17 protein-coding genes and 1 pseudogene are annotated in these 19840 nt (G+C 58.0%); 6 read left to right on the top strand and 12 right to left on the bottom strand.

The annotated features are described in order from the left end of the window. Positions 1 to 47 precede the first annotated feature (47 nt). Genes cyoD through cyoA form a run of 4 tightly spaced genes read right to left on the bottom strand, consistent with a single transcriptional unit; the run spans position 48 to position 4064 of the window. A complete protein-coding gene (cyoD, locus tag A7X97_RS13515; protein WP_005415725.1) occupies positions 48 to 389 on the bottom strand; it encodes a cytochrome o ubiquinol oxidase subunit IV in 342 nt (113 codons plus the stop codon). Further along, a complete protein-coding gene (cyoC, locus tag A7X97_RS13510) occupies positions 389 to 1027 on the bottom strand; it encodes a cytochrome o ubiquinol oxidase subunit III (protein ID WP_005408583.1) in 639 nt (212 codons plus the stop codon). The genes cyoD and cyoC overlap by 1 nt, the downstream gene beginning before the upstream one ends. Beyond that, complete coding sequence (gene cyoB / locus A7X97_RS13505) at positions 1024 to 3021, bottom strand: cytochrome o ubiquinol oxidase subunit I (protein ID WP_088496440.1); 1998 nt, start codon at positions 3019 to 3021, stop codon at positions 1024 to 1026. Before cyoB ends, cyoC begins: the two co-directional genes overlap by 4 nt. A gap of 2 nt (positions 3022 to 3023) precedes the next feature. Next, positions 3024 to 4064: a ubiquinol oxidase subunit II gene (gene cyoA / locus A7X97_RS13500; RefSeq protein ID WP_005415723.1), complete on the bottom strand. Its 1041-nt coding sequence runs from the start codon at positions 4062 to 4064 to the stop codon at positions 3024 to 3026. A 353-nt stretch (positions 4065 to 4417) separates the two neighbouring features. On the opposite strand from cyoA, the gene A7X97_RS13495 reads away from it, so the two are divergent. After that, the gene (locus tag A7X97_RS13495) at positions 4418 to 5053 is read left to right on the top strand and encodes a GyrI-like domain-containing protein (RefSeq protein WP_072166893.1); all 636 of its coding nucleotides are present in this window, start codon (positions 4418 to 4420) and stop codon (positions 5051 to 5053) included. A gap of 20 nt (positions 5054 to 5073) precedes the next feature. After that, positions 5074 to 5406 (top strand): hypothetical protein, encoded by a 333-nt coding sequence (locus A7X97_RS13490; RefSeq protein ID WP_088496441.1) that lies wholly within the window; start codon positions 5074 to 5076, stop codon positions 5404 to 5406. Positions 5407 to 5735: 329 nt separating this feature from the next. Here the strand turns inward: A7X97_RS13490 and A7X97_RS13485 are convergent, their stop codons facing one another. The 5 genes and pseudogenes from A7X97_RS13485 to A7X97_RS13460 all read right to left on the bottom strand — a co-directional run bounded on the left by A7X97_RS13485 (position 5736) and on the right by A7X97_RS13460 (position 12487). Continuing rightward, entirely contained in the window at positions 5736 to 7469 is a 1734-nt protein-coding gene (locus A7X97_RS13485) for a reverse transcriptase domain-containing protein (RefSeq protein ID WP_181503443.1), read from the bottom strand. Between the two features lie 130 nt (positions 7470 to 7599). Further along, positions 7600 to 7857, bottom strand: a pseudogene (locus tag A7X97_RS13480) (hypothetical protein); the annotation flags it as partial. Between the two features lie 11 nt (positions 7858 to 7868). Continuing rightward, positions 7869 to 9143, bottom strand: a complete 1275-nt coding sequence (locus tag A7X97_RS13475; RefSeq protein WP_172412107.1) for a phospholipase D-like domain-containing protein — start codon at positions 9141 to 9143, stop codon at positions 7869 to 7871. A gap of 1526 nt (positions 9144 to 10669) precedes the next feature. After that, positions 10670 to 11743 (bottom strand): bZIP transcription factor, encoded by a 1074-nt coding sequence (locus A7X97_RS13465; protein WP_143592506.1) that lies wholly within the window; start codon positions 11741 to 11743, stop codon positions 10670 to 10672. 291 nt (positions 11744 to 12034) lie between these two features. After that, complete coding sequence (locus A7X97_RS13460) at positions 12035 to 12487, bottom strand: hypothetical protein (protein WP_088496457.1); 453 nt, start codon at positions 12485 to 12487, stop codon at positions 12035 to 12037. A 115-nt stretch (positions 12488 to 12602) separates the two neighbouring features. Here A7X97_RS13460 and A7X97_RS13455 point away from each other — a divergent pair, with 115 nt between their 5' ends. Continuing rightward, positions 12603 to 13100 (top strand): MarR family winged helix-turn-helix transcriptional regulator, encoded by a 498-nt coding sequence (locus A7X97_RS13455; protein ID WP_088496445.1) that lies wholly within the window; start codon positions 12603 to 12605, stop codon positions 13098 to 13100. Positions 13101 to 13886: 786 nt separating this feature from the next. Here the strand turns inward: A7X97_RS13455 and A7X97_RS13450 are convergent. Then, a complete protein-coding gene (locus tag A7X97_RS13450; RefSeq protein ID WP_088496446.1) occupies positions 13887 to 14420 on the bottom strand; it encodes a hypothetical protein in 534 nt (177 codons plus the stop codon). A 149-nt stretch (positions 14421 to 14569) separates the two neighbouring features. Between A7X97_RS13450 and A7X97_RS13445 the strand changes: the two genes are divergently transcribed. Further along, positions 14570 to 14911 (top strand): helix-turn-helix domain-containing protein, encoded by a 342-nt coding sequence (locus tag A7X97_RS13445; RefSeq protein WP_088496458.1) that lies wholly within the window; start codon positions 14570 to 14572, stop codon positions 14909 to 14911. 5 nt (positions 14912 to 14916) lie between these two features. Here A7X97_RS13445 and A7X97_RS13440 read toward each other — a convergent pair whose 3' ends face one another. Beyond that, the gene (locus A7X97_RS13440; protein ID WP_172412108.1) at positions 14917 to 16119 is read right to left on the bottom strand and encodes a site-specific integrase; all 1203 of its coding nucleotides are present in this window, start codon (positions 16117 to 16119) and stop codon (positions 14917 to 14919) included. Between the two features lie 531 nt (positions 16120 to 16650). On the opposite strand from A7X97_RS13440, the gene A7X97_RS13435 reads away from it, so the two are divergent. Then, positions 16651 to 16965 carry a hypothetical protein gene (locus tag A7X97_RS13435; protein ID WP_111008056.1) on the top strand — a complete coding sequence of 105 codons (315 nt, stop codon included), beginning with the start codon at positions 16651 to 16653 and terminating at the stop codon, positions 16963 to 16965. Positions 16966 to 17035: 70 nt separating this feature from the next. On the opposite strand, the gene A7X97_RS13430 is transcribed toward A7X97_RS13435, so the two are convergent. Continuing rightward, the gene (locus A7X97_RS13430) at positions 17036 to 18469 is read right to left on the bottom strand and encodes a hypothetical protein (RefSeq protein WP_146260247.1); all 1434 of its coding nucleotides are present in this window, start codon (positions 18467 to 18469) and stop codon (positions 17036 to 17038) included. A 461-nt stretch (positions 18470 to 18930) separates the two neighbouring features. On the opposite strand from A7X97_RS13430, the gene A7X97_RS13425 reads away from it, so the two are divergent. Continuing rightward, positions 18931 to 19840 (top strand): site-specific integrase (locus tag A7X97_RS13425; protein ID WP_146260246.1); only part of this gene is annotated, 910 nt, incomplete at its 3' end.

Here is a 19840-nt window from a genome sequence, read left to right as displayed (position 1 = left end):
AAGGCCGCCCGAGGGCGGCCTTTCTGCGTGGCAACGTCGCGAGGACGTCAGTGCATCATGTGCACGTTCATGTTGTGCATGACCCACAGGGTGCCGATCACGATGATGCCGATCACCACGACGGTGAAGGCCGCAGCGTTGACGTTCCAGCGGCTTTCCGAAGAGCGGTCCAGGTGCAGGAAGAACACCAGGTGGACCAGCATCTGCAGCACCGCGGTGACCGCGATCACCACACCGTTGACGGTGCGCGAGAAATCGCCCGACATCACCATCCAGAACGGGATGACGGTCAGCACCACCGCCAGCACGAAGCCGATCAGGTACGACTTCACGCTGCCGTGGCTTTCGCCGCCGGTGCCGTGGTCGTGTGCATGGTTGTCATGTGCCATTACAGCGCTCCATTGAGGTAGACGACGGAGAACACGCCGATCCAGATCAGGTCCAGGAAGTGCCAGAACAGGCTCAGGCACGCCATGCGGGTCTTGTTGGTCGGGGTCAGGCCGTACTTCTTCAGCTGCACGAACATCACCAGCAGCCACAACAGGCCGGCGCTGACGTGCAGGCCGTGGGTACCGACCAGGGCGAAGAACGCCGACAGGAAGGCACTGCGGTCCGGACCGTAGCCCTGATGGATCAGGTGCTGGAACTCCCACACTTCCATGCACATGAAGCCGAAGCCCAGCAGCCAGGTGATGCCCAGCCACAGGTACATCTGGCCCATCTGCTTGCGGTGCATGGCAATCATGCCCAGGCCGAAGGTCAGCGACGAGGTCAGCAGCAGCGCGGTTTCCCACGCCACGAACGGCAGCTCGAACAGGTCCTTCGCGGTGGGACCGCCATCGGTACCGCCTGCCAGCACCACGTAGGTGGCGAACAGCGAGGCGAAGATGAGGCAGTCGCTCATCAGGTACACCCAGAAACCGAAGACGGTGTTGCCGCCGGTATCGTGGTGCTCGTGGTCGTCATGGCCATGGGCCGCCGCATGCGCGGCGTGCCCGTGGCTCAGGGTCGAGGTATTGGTGCTCATGCCTTCAGCTCCGACTTCACCAGGCCCTGGGCTTCCAGGTGCTTGCGGTGTTCGTTCTCGATGCGTTCCACCTCGGCGGCCGGGACCCAGTAGTCCACGTCCTGGTCGAAGGTGCGGTAGATGAACGTGGCGATCATGCCGACGAAGCCGACGATGGCCAGCCACCAGATGTGCCAGATCATCGCGAAGCCGAACACCAGGCTGAAGGCACCGATGACAACGCCCGTGCCGGTGTTGCGCGGCATGTGGATGTCGGTGTACTTGGCCGGCTTCGGCCAGGCTTCACCCCGCTGCTTGCGCTCCCAGAAATCGTCCAGCTCGGTGACTTCCGGCAGCGTCGCGAAGTTGTAGAAGGCCGGCGGCGAGGAGGTTTCCCACTCCAGCGTACGGGCATCCCACGGGTCGCCGGTCAGGTCGACGGTCTTCTTGCGGTCGCGGATCGACACGGCCACCTGGATGATCTGGCACAGGATGCCGGCGCCGACGATGAACGCGCCGCAGGCAGCAACCAGCAGCAGCGGCTCGTAGGCCGGGTTCACGGTGCTCTGCAGGCGGCGGGTCATGCCCATGAAGCCCAGCACGTACATCGGCATGAAGGTCACGTAGAAGCCGATGAACCAGCACCAGAACGCGCACTTGCCCCAGAACTCATTGAGGCGGAAGCCGAACATCTTCGGCCACCAGTAGGTGATGCCGGCGAACATGCCGAACACCACGCCGCCGATGATGACGTTGTGGAAGTGGGCGATCAGGAACAGGCTGTTGTGCAGCACGAAGTCGATGGCCGGAATCGCCAGCATCACGCCGGTCATGCCGCCGATGACGAAGGTGACCATGAAGCCGATGGTCCACAGCACCGGGCTGGTGAAGTGCACGCGACCGCGGAACATGGTGAACAGCCAGTTGAAGATCTTCACGCCGGTCGGGATCGAGATGATCATCGTCGTGATGCCGAAGAAGGCATTGACGTTGGCACCCGAACCCATGGTGAAGAAGTGGTGCAGCCACACGATGAACGACAGCACGCCGATGCAGGCGGTGGCGTAGACCATGCCCTTGTAGCCGAACAGCGCCTTGCGCGAGAAGGTCGCGATGACTTCGGAGAACACACCGAACGCCGGCAGGACCAGGATGTACACCTCCGGGTGACCCCAGATCCAGATCAGGTTGATGTACAGCATGGCGTTGCCGCCGCCGTCATTGGTGAAGAAGTGCGTACCCAGGTAACGGTCCAGGGTCAGCAGCACCAGGGTGATGGTCAGCACCGGGAACGCGGCGACGATCAGCACGTTGGTCACCAGGGCGGTCCAGGTGAACACCGGCATCTGCATCAGCTTCATGCTGGGGGTGCGCATCTTCAGGATGGTGATGAAGAAGTTGATACCGCTCAGCGTGGTACCCAGGCCAGCGACCTGTAGACCCCAGATGTAGTAGTCCATGCCGACGCTTGGACTGTATTCGATGCCCGACAACGGCGGGAACGCCAGCCAGCCGGTGGCAGCGAACTCACCGATCCACAGCGACAGCATGATCAGGACCGCACCGGACACGAACAGCCAGAAGCTGAGCGAGTTGACGAACGGGAACGCGACGTCGCGCGCACCGATCTGCAGCGGCACGGCCAGGTTCATCAGGCCGGTGATCAGCGGCATCGCCACGAAGAAGATCATGATCACGCCGTGGGCGGTGAAGATCTGGTCGTAGTGGTGCGGCGGCAGGTAACCCTCGGAACCACCGACGGCGATTGCCTGCTGGGTACGCATCATGATGGCGTCGGAGAAACCGCGCAGCAGCATGACGAAGGCGACGATGAGGTACATCACGCCGATCTTCTTGTGATCCACCGAAGTGAACCACTCCTTCCACAGATAGCCCCACAGCTTGAACTTGGTGATCAGGGCGACGACGCCCAGGCCACCAAGAACCGCGCCGACCAGGGTGGTCAGCACGATCGGATCGTGGGGGATCGACTCAAGAGAGAGTTTTCCCAACATGTTCATTCTCCCGAACCCGCGTGGCCGGCATGGCCTGCGTGTTCGTGTTCGGTGGCATCCAGGTTTTCACCCGATTCCTTGGAATCATGCGCGTCACTCGGGGCGTGGCCCTCGTGCGCTTCATGGGTGGCGGCATCGGCAGCGGCGGCACCAGCATGCGAGTGCTTCATGCCGTAATGCTTGTTGTCGCCCATGTGCTTGGCGATGACCCAGTCGAACAGGCCTTCTTCGGTCTTGCCGAAGTAAGTGACCGGATACCACTCGGCGTTGCGTGCTTCACCCAGGGCCTTGAACGAGGCCTTGTCCAGGGTCTGCTCGCCGGCGCGGACCTGGTCCAGCCACTGGCGGTACTCGGCATCGGTGACCGAGTAGGCGGTGAAGTGCATCTTGGCGAAGCCCGCGCCGCTGTAGTGCGAGGACATGCCCGGGAATTCACCGGTCTCGTTGGCGATCAGGTGGAGCTTGGTCTCCATCGCAGCCATCGAGTAGATCATGCTGCCCAGGTGCGGGATGAAGAATGCATTCATCACCGAATCGGACGTGATCTTGAAGTTCAGCGGCGTGTTGACCGGGAACTTGATTTCGTTGACGACCGCCACCTTCTCTTCCGGATAGATGAACAGCCACTTCCAGTCCAGCGAGATCGCCTCGATGGTGACCGGCTTGACGTCCGAATCCAGCGGACGATACGGGTCCAGTGCGTGCGACGAACGCCAGGTCAGGACCGCCAGCACCAGCACGATCATGCAGGGAATGGACCACACCACCACCTCGATCGCCGTCGAGTGGGACCACTTCGGCTCGTAACGGGCCTTGGTGTTGGAGGCGCGATACTTCCACGCGAACGTCAGGGTCATGATGATGACCGGGATGACGACCAGCAGCATGAGCACGGTGGCCGTGATCAGCAGGGTCTTCTCATCCTGGCCGATCTGGCCCTTCGGACTGAGGATGGCCACGGCATCGCAGCCGGTGAGCATCACCAGCAACGACAGCAGCAGGCCCGGGCGCAACCAGCGCCCAAGGGTTTTCAACGGAATCATCGGTCGATCCAATTGCGAGGGAATGCCGTTCCCCGTCCCTGCCTGTTCCAGCCAAAGCCGGTCCCACCGGTCCGGAAGACAGGCAGGGAGGTGGGGGCGAGTCAGCCTTTCAATTTTAGGCCGTCACCCACCATTTAAGAAAGGCATTGACAATGATCGAGCGCAGGAAAGGCCCGATTCTGGCTGCGACACGTTGTCGCACCGCGCAGGCGCGACGGGCAAAACAGCCGGGGGCGGCATCCTAGCATCGAGTGGTGGCCGGCGCTCCGCCCTCGTTCGGCAAAGTCATCTGAACCTGTTCAGGCGTGCTGGCAGGTGCCTGGCGTGGGATGCTCGGCGCAGGAGGAAGGCCCGTGGACAAGATCGACTTCAGGAAGCGCGACCGGGCGCTCTATCAGGCCCCGATGGGCCGGTTCGTGACCGTGGACGTACCGCCCCTGCCCTACGTGATGGTCGATGGTCGCGGCGACCCGAACACGGCCCCCGCCTACCTGCAGGCCGTGCAGTGGCTGTATTCGGTGAGCTATGCACTGAAGTTCGCGCTGAAGGCCGAAGGGCGCGACTACGTGGTGCCACCGCTGGAAGCGCTGTGGAGCGCCGAGGACCCGGCCAGCTTCGCCGCGCGGCGCAAGGATGAGTGGGCCTGGACCGTAATGATCCGCACGCCCGAGGGCATCGGCCCTGCACAGTGGCAGTCCGCGATCAGCAAGGCGCGCACGAAGCTGGGAGAGGCTCCGCCCAGCCTTCGCCATGAACTCCTTGCCGAGGGCCCCAGCCTGCAGACCTTGCACGTGGGCGCCTACGACGACGAAGGCCCCATCCTGGCGCAGCTGCATGACGAAGTGATGCCCGCACTGGGATACACCTTTGCCGGGCCCCATCATGAGATCTACCTCAGCGACCCACGCAGGACCGCGGCGGCGCGGTTGAAAACCGTGCTGCGGCAGCCGGTGCGGCCGATCGGGCCTGATGAGGATTCCCGCAGATGACACAAGGCACAAGGAATGCCATGCGCCTGATCAGCCGACTGCTGCACTGGACCACCGTGCCCGCCGGGCGCCGCCTGATGGCCGTGCTGGGTGCTGCACTGGTAATCGTGCTGGCCTGCAATCCGGATCTGCTGCCGTTGCTGCCGGTGGTGGATGCGCTGGGGCTGGACGTGCTGATGCTGTTGCTGGGTGCGCAGGTGGTGGCGGTACTGCCTTGGGTGCGGGAGCGGGCCGCGCGCGGGATCAGAGTGCTTGCACGCCTGATGATCGGCGCATCGGCGGGAGCAGCAGGTGGTTATCTCCGGCAGCTGGCGTGGTGGCTGGCGAAGGATGCGGGTATGACGCGGCGTTGATGGCGTCGCGCCGCTAATCGGCCAAACAAAAAGCCCCGACCAAAGGCCGGGGCTTTTCTACAACTGGTGCCGGAAACAGGAGTCGAACCTGCGACCTACGCATTACGAACCCGACCGATAAGTCACGCGAGCAAACAAAGCGGCTAGCAACAGACAGGATAAGCACTACTCGCGCAGAGCGGACCGGCAAGGACCGTCGCCAATGGCACACTGTGCGGGATCTGAGTTCCAACTGCCAAGAAGCAGTTCCTGAAACTGACCAGAAGCGACCCGAACGGCCGTAAGCGCCATCTAAGCCTCTACCAGCTTGATATTTGTTCAAAACAACCCTAGGAATTTCCGGAAAAGTACATTGCCTCGTCAATCATTTTTCTCAAGTGCGCCAGCGTGGGTAGAAAACCTGAGAAGTCCATGTCGCTAAACGGAGCCGCGCCAGCATTGACCATCGCAGCAAAATCGGTCTTCGATAGTGTCAACGAAACGTTGGGATCCTTGGGATCGAACACTCGCTCAGATAGCACAAGAGCAGTCTTCTTCGGGTACTGCCGCCTCAAAACCCCTTGCGAGTGAAGACCCTCAGCATCAAATTCGTCCGAGAAGTACAGGCGCCTGCCCTCTGATGTAACCCTGGAGGAATCAATTCTCCTGTAGAGTGATTCGATACAGTAATTCCCAGTTACGAACTTTGGCCTAGAAAGGCACGCAGCAAAAACCATTCTTCCGAGTCGAACGTGCGAACCCTCGTTCAGTGAAATTTCCTTAAGGAAGCTCGGGTTGTCGTGGTCAAATATCCCAATGGTCAGCTCTTCGACGTCAACCTTGTTGATCCGATGGAGCGTCTTGATCATGTCTGTATCACCGACATCCCCTTGGTAGTTGTGGAGTCTTAGTGCCACATTAGAGAAGTCGATCCGATCGGAACAGTGGCGCAATGCTGCCTCTAGATGTAGCAAGTCTGTTGGACCCTCCGCCATAATTCGGACTGGAAAGCTAGGATTCATCCTAGGAAGCATCTGCCGCAGCTTGGGGTATCCCCGATGCAGTGATGCAATATGTCTGGTGCCGGAGCGGGAATCAATGTACGCCGCGAAACTGGCCTTTCCGCGGATCAGGTGGTCTATAGACTCTGTCACGCCCTTCCTTGATGCCTGAGGGCGTGCCCACGTATTGGCGATCTCAGTAGCCTGCGCATCTTCCATCCTGCTGCGAAGATGCAGAAGGGTGCGGAGCTGCCGCTTCCATTGCCTCGGAACATTCACGTGCGAATTGACGATTAAGCCTGTGATCATTTGACGAGAGTTGGACTTAGATAAATTGAACTTCTTCAGATTCAACTCAAATCCATTCTTTTCAAAAATCCGGGATACCTCTCCTCCCGGCACCTCTCCCAGCAAGTCATTTCGCTCGACCAGGGGGAACAGGTTCTTTCGCATATTGGTAGAGAAGCACACGTCATCAGCATAACGTGTGACCGTGATTCGATGCTTGCGCGAAAATCCAGCGAGATCTAGATCAAGAGAGCGACAGATGATGTTTGATATGGCGGGAGAGGAAGGAGACCCCTGCGGCAGCTCACCGTCTTTGCAGCAAAGTTGGGCGAGCATTGTTGCTACGTCCAAAGGCAGGCCAAAAGGTGCCGCCGCGAACATGCCTCGCACTCTGCCAAAATTGATGCTGGGAAAGAATCCCTTAATATCAGCTGTAACGACGGTAGAGCGCCGCCTATGTCTGTATGCGTGATCAAAAATGCCGCGACCTGGAATATAGCCTTTCGACAAGTTGCGCGGAGGCGAGATATCATAAAGCACGCTCGAAATTCGCTTCTGAGCATACTTCAGCGCTTTACGCGGCGCCGATATCATTCGAGTTCCCCCATTCCTCTTTGGAATCAGGAAGTCCGTGTACTTCTTGCTGGTGGGCAGTCGGTACAGTATGTAAATCAGCGTGGACTCTTTGATGCCAATCCAGTTGGCAAGCTCACTCCTGCTTTTGATGGACCTAAACGCGATCGCGTTGGGCGAGAGCAGTGATGTCTTCTTGATAGGAGGTGGTGAGGCTGACATGGGCATCAACTTACCGCGTAATGTAACGTTAAGTGCGCAAAGTCCACATTGGGACAGCGGGGACGCTCTTGGACCAACAGGTCCGTTCAATGCCGACGAATGCATCGGCCAACAACATGTCCATGCCGCCTCACCAATTCAGATGATAACTCACCGCAATCGCAGACAAAAGAGGGATACCCCCCTTCACGGACGGCTCTAAAGGAGCTGCGACCTTCTGATTCTGCCTGGCAACCCTCCGCCTCATTCTTAAGTGATGGGTTCGCTCGATCTAGTCAAGCGCACCCGCCCGTGCCGCACCCATTGTGAGGTAGCTCTTTCTGCAGATCCTTTCGCGCTTGAACGGCACCAAAGTGCCTTCGCACGCCGCGTTGTCGCCGCAATGCCCAAACAGCCACCTCATCCTACTTGACTTACTCTCGCGCCGAAGTACCGCAAGACCTTTGTCGTTCTACCATTGATGATTGGCAGCTCCTCGCGATTGGTCCAGCCAACCAGTTCTTGTACGTTCGCCCGCCCAAACTCATTCAACTTGAACTTCGGCGAGTAGATGGCGTTCGCCATCCTCTCCACGATGTCTCCTCGGCCATGTACGATGTATGCGAGGGTCTTCCTCGTCTTGGCCGGGTCATTGAGGGCTGGAAACTGCTTCTTCCAGGTTGGCAGCCCTCCCTCAAAGAACCTGAATCGATCATGGAATGAGTGCAGCGTTGCCAAGGCATCGAACAACTCCGAGTCGTCGGCCTGACTAATCGAATCTTCGGTTGAGAAGACAGACCTCAAGCGAGGATAGTTATCGACGACAATCCTCCCCTCAAAATGCGGCCAAGGGGTTCGGCTCCAAGCTTCAATCAGCGGCTCAAGCATCGACCGCTGCTCAGTCTCTGAACGTAACGGCGCACTCGCCCAAGAGTCGCCACTTGCCACAGTCTCGCGCACATAGCTAAGGAACGAGTCGATCTCAATGCGCAGAGGAATTTCCTCCTCAGAGACTTTTCTATACCCACTAGCCTCATAGACCCGCCTGATGACATTGAAGGCTGAAGTGGTTTCCTGATAACTACGCCTGAACCCATCGACGAAGGCAGAGCGCTTATCCTGCCTGGCCTCACTGCGATCGATGTTTGCAGGTGACGTCTCACCAAGCTCTCCAAGGACCTTCTGCTCCAGCACTCCAACCTCATGGTCGAGCTTGGAAAATTGTCGATAGAGGCCTCTGTAAGTCGACAGCTCTGAGTCAGTCGGCACCGAAGCGCCGGCCCAATAGTCATCAAATATCGATACAAGATCCTGAAGGCAGCCGTCATGCTGATCGATGTGGACCACAACCTCCTGGTTCGTCATCAGAGCAGATCGAGTCAGATTCGCAGATCCGACCAAGGCCTCCTCATCCCCTAGGATGTAGAGCTTTGGATGGAATGTTCTGCTTGTATAGACTCGCAAGTTCATGTTCGGGTGCTTTCGCACACGCTCTATCGCATCAGGACTTGTAGGAAATCCGAGTCGAACGACCATATAGACGCTGCAACCCTTGTACAACAACCTCTCGACAACTTCAGCATCCGTGAAAAATGCAGAAGCAATGCAGACGGAGAGACCGCGATCTGCCCATCGCTCCAACTCGTTCAGCAGAAAATCGCCCTTGGAATTCCTGTTTGCATAGATCGATCTCACGCAAGTCCCCGGTTCGCTGTATGTATGGAAGGATTGTATAGCCCGCCAAAGCGCTGGCAGGAGCCACCAATTCGGAAAGCGCACTACTCACTCACATCAGACCCCACACTCGCCGCACGAAGGGGTCACGCAGTACTGATGCAGTTACCCATGGCACCACAGATGGTCAGGCGCCCTTTTGGATCAATGACTTAGCCAACCCCAACTGGCAACCAGGGTGCCGATAAGTGCCTTGTAAGCCAAGTAGCCGTCACTTTGAGCCGATTCGGGCCCGTGAAGCCCCATGGAAAGCCAGGTTGGACTCACACCTACTTTCAAGGCGGACAGCGGCTCGCGGTGTACGCGCCTCGAGACCGAACCTACGTGTAGTACCTCTCATTGACGTTACGGTTGCAGGCGAGACACTTCCGATATGCACCAAAGCGCCCAGTACGCTCCCGGCCAAGCAAGCCACCGCATTCGCACACCAGCTGGCTGCGCCCTTGATCCCAGCGCCATAGCCGCACAGTAGCGACAAGTGCAAGGGTGACCGATACCGCGATAGCCAACGCAGGGAGCCATCGCGCCATCGCATACACCCCTGCAAGCACCGGACTCTCCCGGAGCATTCCCAACGGCAGCATCAGCAGCAACCCCAGCGCCAAAGCCCCAAGTGCGGGCGCATACATCCTTACCATCATCCACGTCCAACGATCCATGTAGCCGTCCCGCTGATTGTTTTATGCATCCTTGAGCATATCGGTCGCAGGGGATGAGACTTGAAAGGAACACATTCCTTACCGCTCGTACAAGATCGAACACCACCGCACGCTTCATACATGGCCACCACATCTTGCGGTTGCAGGCACGAGCTCGTACACCGCCGCCCACACGTTGCACGTTAGGCTTAGGGCACATGGACTTTGATAGCGCTTCGTATGCGCTTTACATCCGCATGCGGGACCTCCAAAGCGCGCTTTCACGGCCAAGTCCCCGTGCAACCTCGCGGCCATTTCGCCGTGGATCAATGACAACTGCGGTTCACAACAATCGACATGATTATCCGGGTAGCCATCGAATCGACCATGTGTCATGTGGATCGTCATAAACACTGCATACATGGGCGAGCAATCTATACATCACAGTGATTGCCGGGAGGTTGCGCTCATAAGCGGCCTGCAGGATGCTCGCCAGGGCTCACCAGAAGCTCGCTGAGCGCGCCGCAGGACCGGCCAGCGACACCCCTACGCAAATACCGGTGGGATTCAACACAGAGGCTTACAGATCATCCTCGATGACTCCGAGGCGCGCTCTCCACACAACCCCGGCTATAATTTTCTGCGCGTCCCCGAAGGGGCGCGCATCTGGACCCGAGGTGCGAGGGCCGAAGGCCCGAGTACCGATGGGACCAGTCACGGGACATCAACGTTGGCATCCCAATAAATATCTACCTTCTCAAAGAGAAGGTAGTTGCTCTTGATTTATAGCTCTTATGGGGCCGCTGACAAGCAAGCTCGTTTGCGCTCATAAGACCTTATTGGCGCTCGCTATGCAGCCAGTTTTCGCCGTTGCTCCTCGCGATGCTTGCGCTGGCTGTTCCGGTTCTGCTCACGCCTCCTGTCCGCACGGGGATCGCCAGAGGCGCCTGCCGCGTTCAGCGCGCGTGTCACCTTCCGCTTTACGCTCGAGCACCGCACGGCGAATGGGCAGTTGTGACACGGCATATCCCGCACGTCGTTACGATTGCCGATGCACGCCGGAACGTATCCTTCAGGCGCGTCGTTGACCTCAGCAGGCACGGCGACCATCGCTAGCGCATCCCGGACCATATCTGCTTCAAACATCGCCTTGGCACGCGCCTCTGTCAGCGGTCCACCAGCCCCAAGATATCGCGCCAATTGGGCGGAACGGTCCTTTGCATGCAACACATCGGCACGCAATGCTCGCATTGCCGCAGCATGCACGGGATCTTCTCCAGACGGCTCCATAAAGAAGCGCCGATCCCAAGCGGGCAAGAACAACCGTTCACTAGCTTCAGCCCAGGTCGGATGTCCTCGCATCCATGCACCGAACAACTTCCCGGAAATCAGCTGGTTTGGCAATGGTGGGCGCTTCGCCTTCCGGCCCACGATCCATCGTTCCATGACGACCTCGCAGAACAGATCGTACGGCATTCCCAGTTCGTCAGCCTTCTGACGGGCCCGCCACAAGCTGGTAATAACCGCCCTGTCGTTCAATGCGAGACTTGGCGCACAGGGCTGCTTATGCGGCGCTTCGGAAAGGTCAAAGTGGCGCGCCCAAGCAGCACGGTACGCGGCGGTGTATGCCTCCGTGAAGGCCTGCGTGGCCTGCACCGGGGACATGTAGCGGTTCCCGATCCAACGGTTGCGCAGCAACAATGCCTCTTTAGCAAGCAAGCCTTTATCGATGTACGTGCGCTGGAAGACCAGCTCTCCCACCTGTCGCTCCACGGGATCAGCCGACTTCAGCGCGCGCTGATACGAGGCATCCCTGCTCTGCGCCTCCATCATGTTCTTCGCAGACGCCTTCTTTCGGGCCGGATTAGGCCGTTTTACCTTTGCCTTCCCGCCCGTCGCGCCTGACTCTTTGTTCCTAGCCATTCTCCTGCCCTCCTCGATAAAGACAGTGTTATACCGACCGGGCCGATGAAATCGCCGGTCTTCTGATTTCACTAGCGCACGGCGCGCCCGGACGCTTCCGCTGCGGGCGCGCAATGGATTGGATGAGGGAACGGCCCCCAAGCGGTTGGATGGCGCTATCGCCAAATGTGACAGCCTGAACTTCACCTGGTCCCAGGCCATCCCTAGCCATCACGCTCCTTAGTGCCGTTAGGCGCAGAGGGGCCCCTCCGCACCCAACATGGTCGCCAAGGGCCGCTACCGGCTCGGGCCTCAGCGACTGACGGCGTCGAGTTCCATCACGTGCAGCTGTACTTCAGCAGAGACAAGCATTGCAGGAGTGATGCGTTTCTTGCCGCAGTGGCGCAAGTAGGTCACAGCACGCTGAACGTAGTCGCGGTAGTTGATACCGGTCATGTCAACCATCTGGCGAGCTTTCCAGATCGCACGGAACATCGAGGCATCGCATACGCGCAGGTCGAAGCGACGGCCAGAGACACCCGTGTTCAGCTGGACCACCTTGGCGAACTCCATCGTTGCCTCAAAAGCAGTCATGTCGCGACAGGGAGAATCCCGTCGCGCCTTGCAGCAATCTTCCGCAGAAAGCGATTCCGGGCCCATGATTTCCTCGGCAATGCTGTACTGGGCGACGCGAGATGCCTCGTTACCTTCGCGCTGCGCAGCAAACAGGCGGGTCAAGCGCTCGATGCAGCTATTCTTCTTCATTGAATTTTCCCTTCTTTTGTCGCGGTTGCCGGCGGCCTCCGTCAAAAGCAATATTGAGGGCGAATAATTTGGGGGACTCATTGAAGTCGAACAGTCCGCCAACCTAAAATGCGGTATGGCAACCGCACCCTACACCCCCCTATCGCATGCTGAATTCAAGGAACTCCTGATCCTTGCTAATGACTTGACCGGCGAGTTGGATGCAGAGCTATTGCTATACAAGCCCATCAAGCTCTCCACCGCCGCGTTAATGGTGCTAGATGCGGTCGCTCGGGCCGATTCCTCCAAGGCAAGACCACTGACCCGAGCCAGCTTGGCCCGGCTCATGAAAGTTGCGCCTTCGTCGATGTCGTCTCTCGTCGCCCGATTGATCAGAGAAGAACTTCTAGAGGACAGGCCGTTGGATGACCGGTCTCGTGGACTTCAAATCAGGCAGGAGGGGCGAGTCCTGCTTGCCCAGGCAGCTGCTGACTGGAAGACTTGCTTTCAAAGGTCCAAATGCGATCTGTCGCCACTAGAGTGGCAACAAATGTTCGAGATGATCAAAAAGCTCACCACTGCACGGGAGAAAAGGCGGATTGAGGAGAGGGCAAAGTACATGCGGGCTCCCTGATGTCACAGGCATACACGTAGCAGGCGATCACACGGCAGCGAGCACGGTGCGTCATGCTATGTATGGAGTAATCTGCCGACGACGCCACTTCGCCGCTTATGCACTGCGACTTTTGCGAACCACCTAGGACTTCGTGTTTTGGACGCAACTCATCCGCATCCGCACTAAAAGCCCAATGTCTGCCAACGCGCACCAATCGCTGCACAAGGCTCGCCTGGTGAAGCAGCTACACCCCTGCATCGACAGTCCTCGGACAGCCCCACATTGATCGGTAGCGCGATCCTATAGCGCCTACTCGATGCTGCTAACCCGGCGACTGAGACAGCAGCCAGATGGTGCATCAACTGACATAGAAAGGCCCGCTGACGTTGCCATCAGCAGGCCCGGTTGGGATGCATTTAGTCCCTCAACGAGGGCGGATACCAAGCCCCAGGAACACAGCCCCAGCGATGGTCAGGGCTTGCCCCACTGCGAGCGCATGCATGTTGGCAATGTTGCGGTAGCCGCTTGCTGAGGGGTTGTCAGGAAGTAGAGCCCAATGGCGAGTGAAACTAGCCCCAATGCCACACACGCCGCTGTCGAGCCACACTCTTCCCTGGCATTCGCGCTCGCACGATTCGATTCAACAATTGCCTTGGGCAGGTTCGCATAGCACTTAGGACACTTCGCGGATGATCTACCCGAGGGGATGGCAGCACGGCAAGCAGGGCGTTGATAAAGGTTAGTTGCTGAATCGCTGGTTTGCATGTTCTCTCCTCCATGATTGGATGTGCGACGTTTCCGACATCAGCCACCGGTTGAACTACTAATCTGAGCGTCCTTGACCAGATCACGCAGCGCAGCGCGCTGCTCGTCATCTAGGCTGTATTCGGTATCGCAGACCCGGACCTCGATCCTATTGGCACGGGCGAAGGCCCCTGCTTCTGCCAAGGTCATCTTCTTGCCGAAGGAAAGGATGGCGTACTCATATCGATTGAACGCCGGCATGTCGCTGGGAAGCGAAACAGCCCTTCCGTCCACGAGCATGTCAAAGCCTGTACCAGCACAGCGAACGTCATAGGACATGTTGAAGGTGACGATGGCCGAGACGGTGAAAGAATCCAACTTCGTCACGGCGCGGTCTCCGTCTACCACGCTCTGCAGGCTCAGAGAAATGCCCCTGCTGGTCTTCGACAGCTCCGATAGCTCCACCTTGGCCTCGTAGGAGGTTCGATCCTTGAAACGGTCGTAAGACCGCTGTTGTTGAGCCACTACCTCCCCGGGAACAACAGCCGTCAGCACCAACGACATGACGGCAACATGCGTAATCCGGTTCTTCATCTCAACGTCCCCGACTGAGCGCTGACGGGCCCGACCACCCCTTGCGGCCAGTCATACCACGCACAACGCTATATACTGCTATGGTAATGACTTCTACTGATCAGGTATATGTCCCATGCTTCTACAGGTTCACAGACCGTTACCTTCGCGTGCCCTCGCCCACTGTCATTACTGCAACGTTTTCCAAGCGGCTCTCCGAAGCTCGAGCACTGCGCGGGCTCTCCCAGCGCGCGCTGGGGGCGCTGGTGGATAAGGACCAGGACAAGAACCGGGGTGCCGTGCTGATCAACAGGTACGAGCGCGAACGAAACCAAGCTGACATGACCAAGGCTGCGGAGTTAGCCAAGGCATTGGATGTCCCGGTCGCCTACCTGTTCGCTGAGGACGATGACCTAGCTGCGGCGATCTTGGCGTTCGCCAAGCTTCCCTCTGCGGAGCGCCAAAGGATGCGGGAAGAGCTCGAGCGTTTGGCTGGGAAGCAGAGGCGCTAGCCCGCTCACGCCGCCAGCTTGGCGACAGCCGCCGCCAGTGTGTCCGGGGCCAAGTGGGCGTAACGAAGAGTCATGGTGATGTCAGCATGACCCAAGAGCTCTCGCACCGTGTTCAGGTCCACGCCTGCCCGCACCAAGCGTGATGCGAAATGATGGCGCAGATCATGGAAGCGGAACTCTTCAATGCGGGCATCGGCTATGAGTTTTCCCCACCCCTTCTTGATGTCGGTCACGTCGAAGACCTTGCCCGCACGGCGTTCGCCCGCTTGTCTAGCCCAACGCTGCAGGACTTCCATGGCTTCGACGTTTAGCGGGATGTGACGCTGCCTACCGGACTTGGCGTTCTCGGCTCGAATGGTCAGCATCTTGGCTTCCCAGTTGATGTCAGCCCAACTCATCGACAACAGCTCACCACGTCTCATACCGGTATTAATGGCTGTAAGAACCACCGGGGTCAGGTGATCGACGTACCCGTCCATCGGCAAATCAGGCAGAACCGCTTGCCGGTACTTGCGTCGGGCCGCATTGGCGTTAGCCCTCCCCTCAACCCCAGCTAGATCGCGCGCGGCGAGCGCAGCCCGGAGCATCGCTTCTTCGTCCGGGGACAGGAACCGGACCACCTTGCGGCTAGCCGCTGATCGTTGACGCATACCCATCAAAGGATTGGTCTCGATCAACCTCCACTCGACCGCACGGGACAAGGCAGATCGCAGGCAAGCGAAGTCGCGCGCTGCAGTAGCCTTGGTGACGGCATCGGGGCCAGTGACACGCCCGCGCCACCATCGCTCCATCGTGGGCACGTCGATTTCGATGATCTGACGGCGTAACAGCCACGGGAACACTGATCGGATGCGGTCCGGGTACTGACGACCACCCTTGAGCTCAGCTATCGCCCAAGGTTCGAAGTGGTCATTGAGCAGTGTTTCAAGCGTGCAACTGGTGGGCTTGGACTTTGCGAGTGTCGGCAATCCGGACTGAACGTATTCAGCGACCGCTTGCCGGGCTTGGTCGCGGGCCTGATCAAGTGACAGATGTTCGACCGAACCCAAGGTACGACGCTTACCGTGCGCCCAGGTCACGATCCAAGCCTTGTGCCCTGTTGGCTGCACACGCAGGATCAGGCCGCGAACCTGAGCGTCCCTAAGCTCATAGGGGCGGTCACGGGCTTCTGCTGTAAGAACGATGCGCTTGGTGAGGGCAGATGACATCGGGCGGAGCGTCCGTAAGTGGCGATAAGGCCAACTTAGGACAGGATGCAAGGCCATGTTTGGATGCGGATCGTCCGCAGCGTGTACACCTCGTGCTCTTAAGCAATTTACGTGCCTCGACCATCTTCACTAAAGTTAATTGAGATTCTGCCGATAGGTCGATGCATGGGCACATGCCCCGGAATCAACACGGATGATGACACTCATGGGCATCAAGGATTGGCCACCAGGAAAGTCAAGAATACGACCACCCTCAAATCTCCAAGGATTGTAGACAGGTACGCCATTCGATCAACACCTACCTCATTGAATCACAATGATGAAATTGTGGCGCCGAACACCCTGCTGAGTGAATTGGCGGCGATTGATGTATGGAGAGACATGAAACCACGTGGACTGCCAAGCAGCCGCTACGACGCTAAAGCGAAGCACATTGATTAATCCATACTTGACTCATCAAACTCACTGAACCAGGATCCACCACGCGGACTCAATCCTAAGCACCCGCACCCACTCTCACTGGAAGAAGCCATGGCAACAACCAAAACTGCACCGCGCCGCGTTAAATTCCCTAAAGCAGCTGAGCGCTCCGAGGCAAAACCGGTGGTGCTCTGCACCAGCGAACGCGTACTCAAGCTCTACAACCAAGATTCCGGAAAAGAAGCCAAGAGGATTTCCAAGGCAGTCAGGACTTGGTTCTCTCAAAAGGCTGTGGAGGAAGGCTGGGACGGCGTTGCGTTTGTGCCTGAAGTGCAGTCGCAGCACGGTGCAGGCTGCGTCCTCGGCAAGAATTTTGACGGACAGAAGGCAAGCACGACTCTCAAGAAGCTCAACTCCGAGGAGTAAAAGCAAGCCAAACAGACGCTGCGGCTGGTTTCCGCAGCGTCTCAACTAGCCGATAGGCAAGGCACGCGCCCTAAAGGACAAGGCGATCAAACCGATCGTTCAAAATGGTTCTCGAGACATCGTAATGCATCGCCGTCGTTGACTTGACCAGGGTCTCCAAGTCCGCATCGTCAAGCACGATCATGTAGCCGCGCCCATCTTTTGCGGTATCTCGGCACATAGCATCAATCTTCTTGCGATCACTAACCGCGCGGCAAATCAGAATGCCAACTTGCCCTCCGGATTTTGAGAACCGCCCAGACAATTGGTCAAGCTCCGGATTCTTAACATCCTCTGTGTAATTCTTGAACTCAACGAAGACGTAAGGCGCGGTATAGTGCTTTGAAAGCCAACTGAAGAAGCCAGCTGTGGCTGATTTAGAAAACCGGAGATCGACAATCTTCCGCCCCTGATTGATTGGGGCTTGGCGCACGGGGTGTATGAGAGACGGGTAAAGTAAGGCCGAAAGGAGGCCTTCGACAGCTCGCTCATAGTCGTGGGCGTGGGCTCTTCCAGGAGGGACAGCTACCACCTTCTTATAGAGATCGTACAATTGAACGTTCGCGACGTTCTCAATCTCCGCAAACGTACCATTACTGATCGGAGGCGAAGGATCTGCCGATTTCGCCTTTTTATACTTGGCGAGGACATCAGGATTGTCCTCCGTCAATTTTGCTACAGCATTTTTGTCTTTGCCATAGTGTTTCATCAAAGCGGTCTTCGTGACCCTTCGCTTCTTACTCTTCAGCACTTCTACCAGGCCAGATCCACTGGCCAAGTGTTGTTTCTGTAGTTCCGGCAACAAGTAGTGCCGATAGTAGGTCCCAGCGTCATAAGCACCCGCGAGTCGAACAATCGACTTTGGGACCAACACGAGACTCTCGCCCTTCGGCATGGGAAGCTCTACATGCCTCGCCACCCAGTTCTGCGCTTGCATGTCCCAGCATGGGCCTGATGAAACATTTGCGACCATAGGAATGCCGTAGTATCGGCACATGTCTTGAGTGTACTCAATTAGCGGCGCTCGGATTATGTTGCAGACCGCATCAGAGATCATATCAGCACCCACGCCTTCGATGAGAAGGGCGGTATCTTCCAAGTCAGATAGCACCCCAGACTTCGCGGCTTTGCTTGTCAGGAGTGACTCCCACACTGACCCTGCAGATCCCTTGCCGAATGCGTGGCCACGCGACTTACCAGATGAATAACCAAGATGAAAATCATTTCTTTCGTTCAACGACCCAAGTAGCGAGACAGCCCTAGCCTTGTCCCCCTTTTGCACCGCACTGAGAACATTGCTAAAGAAGTTCTGAAGGAGTGCCACGCACTCACTAGACCACGGAGTGTCCATTGCCCGAATTGCCGTGGGCTCCACAAAAACTGGAAGATCTGTATCCAAAGGAACGTCAACGAAATCGAGCTCTGCCTGTTTTCGTTTTAGCTTGTACTGCTGAGATACGCGCATCCTATCCCCCCTGTGCTGGCTTCACTGCCAAAGCGGAACGTACCTCATCAATGACTACCTTGCTACTACCATGCGAATTCGCCGAGCTACCGGGGGACGCTCGATCAGTGAGGCGGTTAGGTGCTTCCATGTAAGTTGGAATGAAGCCAAGTGATCAGGACCAACCCGTCCGATTCGCGTGGACGTGAACGACCCGCAACGAGCGACATGGATGCCCGCTCCAATGACCAGCTCGCAACGAATCCTTGGCCAATCAATAGGTTCCAGCCCCCCCAACAAAAAAAGCCCCGGCCAAAGGCCGGGGCTTTTCATTGCAACTGGTGCCGGAAACAGGAGTCGAACCTGCGACCTACGCATTACGAATGCGAACGATTCTCATCGTAGCCATTTAAAAACAATGGCTTATTGCACTCAAGGGAAACTCTTGGGAAAATCCATTCTTCTCATCAAGGACTGAACGAATGGCCCGCCCCAAAAAAACTGCACGCACGAAGGGCGTCTACGACCGCGGCTCGGCGTTCCAGGTGAAGATCAAGCGCAAGGATGCAGCGGGCAACCTGCACGCCATCAACCGCACCTTCCCTTACAGCGAAGCGACCCGAGCCAAGGCCCTCGCCCAGGCCGAGGCGTTCGCTTCTTCAGAGCGCGCCGCGCTCCACGAAGAGAAGCAACCCGCCTCCAACCTGATGGGCAACCAGAATCTGGGGGTCTGGATCGAGCGCTACATCTCCGAGGTGCTCTCACTCAAGGCCAAGGATGGCAAGAAGAAGGGGAGCGACAACGATGCCCGGCTCCTCCGCTTGCTCGCCCAACGCTTCCCTGCCACCTTCAGCAAGCCGGTGGGCAAGCTCACTCCCCAAGACTTTGGCCTCGCCAACGGCGGCATGGCCCGGTCGTTGGAAGACGACTACTACCTCGCCCCCGCCACCATCACTCGCCAACTCGCCGTTCTCTCCAGCGTCTTTACCGCGGCGATCAAGCGCTGGGGCTTCAAGGTTGACAACCCCATCCACGCCACGCTCAAGCCCAAGGTTCGGAACGAGCGTGAGCGGGTGGTTACTGATAAGGAGTGGGCGGACATCCTGACCGCCCTCGCCCCCATGTCCCCATCCACCCGTGCTGCCATTGCCTTCCTGCGCTGGACTGCGGCCCGACGCAGCGAAGCCATCAATCTACGCTGGGAGGATTTGGACTACAGCAAGCAGCGTCCCGAGGCCACGTTCCGGGACACCAAGGACCCCACGGGGGGCAAGCCCATCAATCGGACCATCTTCCTCACATCCGAGGCCGTCGCAGTGCTGGACACCCTGACTAAAGAACTCCACGCCGCCAAGCTGCGCAAGGATCGCATCCCGCCCTCCCCCAAAAACC

This window comes from Stenotrophomonas sepilia, from assembly GCF_003244875.1.
Lineage (GTDB): Bacteria > Pseudomonadota > Gammaproteobacteria > Xanthomonadales > Xanthomonadaceae > Stenotrophomonas > Stenotrophomonas sepilia.
Note: the sequence above shows the minus strand (reverse complement) of the source record. Positions and strands in the feature narration are given on the sequence as shown.